The sequence below is a fragment of the Mesorhizobium silamurunense genome (genome assembly GCF_014843905.1).
Lineage (GTDB): Bacteria > Pseudomonadota > Alphaproteobacteria > Rhizobiales > Rhizobiaceae > Mesorhizobium > Mesorhizobium silamurunense.
Map to the genome: position 1 here is coordinate 1 of NZ_LPVS01000225.1, position 2,878 is coordinate 2,878.

Annotated in this window: 2 protein-coding genes and 1 pseudogene; 1 reads left to right on the plus strand and 2 read right to left on the minus strand. The window is 56.2% G+C overall.

Annotated features, from left to right (window positions below; genetic code table 11):
- Nucleotides 1-166: 166 nt before the first annotated feature.
- On the minus strand, nucleotides 167-1,711 hold the full coding sequence (locus AU465_RS33235) for an amidase (protein WP_192257267.1): 1,545 nt from the start codon (nucleotides 1,709-1,711) through the stop codon (nucleotides 167-169).
- Between the two features lie 265 nt (nucleotides 1,712-1,976).
- Between AU465_RS33235 and AU465_RS33240 the strand changes: the two genes are divergently transcribed.
- On the plus strand, nucleotides 1,977-2,195 hold the full coding sequence (locus AU465_RS33240) for a hypothetical protein (protein WP_192257270.1): 219 nt from the start codon (nucleotides 1,977-1,979) through the stop codon (nucleotides 2,193-2,195).
- Nucleotides 2,196-2,270: 75 nt separating this feature from the next.
- Here AU465_RS33240 and AU465_RS33245 read toward each other — a convergent pair.
- Nucleotides 2,271-2,679 (minus strand): annotated as a pseudogene (locus tag AU465_RS33245) (transposase); the annotation flags it as partial.
- Nucleotides 2,680-2,878 lie beyond the last annotated feature (199 nt).

The window sequence follows — 2,878 nt, forward strand, 5'->3', positions numbered from 1 at the left end:
CCGACGATGACGTATTTGACGTGACTTGGAAGTCCCATAGAGCAATGTCCTGTGAAGCGATAAGGCGATAATAGGGTCGAACAGCCGTGGTGTTTGTCGAAACTGGACACGTTGACCTGAAACGAACTCAAATTGGCTAGGCTATGATAGCACTTGGGGTTGAGTTCTATGCGTGCGCTTTTTCGAATGCGCTCGCAACGCGCAACACAGTGGCATCCTCAAAGTGTCTTCCAGTGATCATCAAGCCAACCGGAAGCCCGTCTACTTCGCCACATGGGACAGTGATGGATGGATGGCCAGTTAAGCAAGCCTGGCAAACATTGCCAATCTGGGTACCACCCGCCCGAACTTCCACCGTAGTCGAACAACCTGGTTCAGGAATTTTGATTGGCAGGTAAGGAACGGTCGGCATGACGAGAACATCATAAGAATTCAGCACACGATCGTAGGCTCTCCTTAAATTCTCTCGGAGGTTTTGTGCCTTTCCGTAGTAGCGCCCATGATAGAATTTCTTCAGATACTCTGCCGATAGCATAAGCAATTTCACGCTAGGCGGCAGATCGTTAGGGCGCGAACTCAATCCCCTCGCGAAGGCGTCCCCGAGGCCAGTGTTGTAATACCCGGCCCAGTTAGTCCCGAGCCCGTTTCCCTTTATCATAAACTCCAGAGTGCCTTGTTGAAATAGAACCGAATAAATCGCCACGCCGGCTAAATGCAATGGAATCGACACTTCCTCGACCGTCGCCCCCAAGCGTTCGAAAACAGAACACGCTGCCCGCACGCGGCTGTCGACAGCTTCATCGCTTTCCGGCAACCCCGGCTCGGGCCACCGGTGCGAAAAGCCCTCTCGGACTATTCCTATCCGAATCGTGTTGATATCCTTCTCTATTGCTGAGCCATAATCACGGTCATATGTGTCTGGAATGGCTCCCCGCTGCCGCGGATCTTGGCCATCCGGTCCCGCAATCACACTTAGCATTGCTGCACAGTCCGCGACGGTGCGAGCCATGGGCCCTACGTGGTCTAATGTCATTTCCATCATCATGCAGCCCGTGTAGGGCACGAGCCCATAGGTCGGCTTCAAGCCGACAACACCGCACCACGCGGCTGGAATGCGAATTGAGCCTCCCTGATCCCCACCAAGCGCCAGCCGCACGTCCCCTGCAGCTAGAGCTGCTGCGCTTCCAGCCGATGAACCTCCTGTTGCGTGCGTTGGTCGCCGTGGATTCTTCACCGGGCCAAGTGCGCAGGTGTGGCCAGTGCCGGCCATGCACAGATCGTCAGTGCTGGTCTTCCCCACGATTACTGCACCGGCGTCGAGCAGCCGCGTTACTACCGTCGCATCCACAGTTGGCACATATCCCTCTAGAATACGTGAGCCATTCATTGCAGGCACCCCTGCCACGCAGATCGCGTCCTTCACGCCTACAATGTAGCCAGACAGAGGACCTTCCTTCGCGCCAGCTATCTCCGTGCGCCAATACCACGCGTTATAGGGATTCTCTTCACCGACGGGACGAAAGCCTGGGTTTCTAGGGTATTTAACCGCGGGGATAGGCTCCGCCATCTGCTCAATTTCCCTGCAGTACCGGACCATTGCGCCCATCAGGTCCCGGTACTCGAGAACCTCTGACTCAGTCATGTCTAGCCCGAATCCAGATGCGATGGACGCTAGTTGCGCAACCGACGGATAATTGATACCGACCGACATCTTCCCTTATTCCCTCTGCAATCGCTTACTCTTTTGGACCACGAGAGCTCTTAGCGTGTCGCGTGATTGAACATCCTAAAGCGCCGTACATGCCACTGTTGGATATTGAGAGTCATTGGCAATGTACTCCAGTGCGCTAGCTCGCGCCGGCGCTCGCGAAGCCAATTCACGCGACCCACACCGAGCGAGATTAGATCGCGCAATTAAAATCGCGTTGACACGTTCGGCCATTTTCTTGACATCTGCCGCCATATCGGCACCGATGATGCTGAATCCCGACCTGCTGGTTAATCTTGCGGTCGCGGCGGGTCGCAACTACGGGCTCGACCTCGGTCATGAGTTCCGTTGTGATTACGGGAATCCGACTGGAGATACGGATTGGACTGAAGGGAACGAAGCCGTCACCGGAGCTTCAATTCCAGCAGTCTCTGCTATTCCACAGTTGGGGGTGGAGCAGCGGCAATTATCACCGATTTCCAGCTGACGCGTATCCACAAGTTGGAGAGGAGGCTCGCCCCCGGTCAAGTGGGCCTGCTTTCGCAGCGCTTGTGACCTGCCCCCAGCCCTCGCGCTTCAGCATGACGTAGACACGCCGATTACCGTAACGAACGCGTGTCGCGCAAATGTCCTTGATCCGAGCCTCGATGCCGGCCTGGTCGCGGCGGCGGGACTTGTAGTGGTAAGACGACGTGTCGAACTCCACGATGCAGCAGGCCCCGCCGGATCGACACATCCCGGCGGATCACGTCCTGCAACATCTCCTTGTCCAGCGACGGTCGGCGACAAGCTTCCTGAGCTTGGCGTTCTCTCTGCTTCAGCCGCTTCATCTCAGTCGGCAGCAGACCGTCATGTTTCTTTTTCCAGTTGAAGTAGGTCGCCTGGCTGATACCGGCCCGGCGACATATCTCATCAGCCTCTGGCTTGAAAATGAACGCCTTCGTTGTGGCCGAAAACTTCGATGCCTTCATTGTCTTCCGCTCCTCCCCAGCCAGGGGAACTTACAGCGGAAAACTCCAATTCCGACCGATCAGTTTTCAGGGATCAGAGCACACTTATCGGGTCTTACCCTCATCGTCACACTCTGGCTCCGGGCTGCTGGTTCCGAGCGGCCAAATTTCAGCTCCAGGGGAATGGCGAGTGGGACGTCGGATGCAGCTCGCCTTGGGC

Coding starts and splice junctions, on each gene's coding strand:
- AU465_RS33235 (WP_192257267.1), bottom strand. CDS start 1,711: ATGTCGGTCGGTATCAATTATCCGTCGGTTGCGCAACTAGCGTCCATC.
- AU465_RS33240 (WP_192257270.1), top strand. CDS start 1,977: ATGCTGAATCCCGACCTGCTGGTTAATCTTGCGGTCGCGGCGGGTCGC.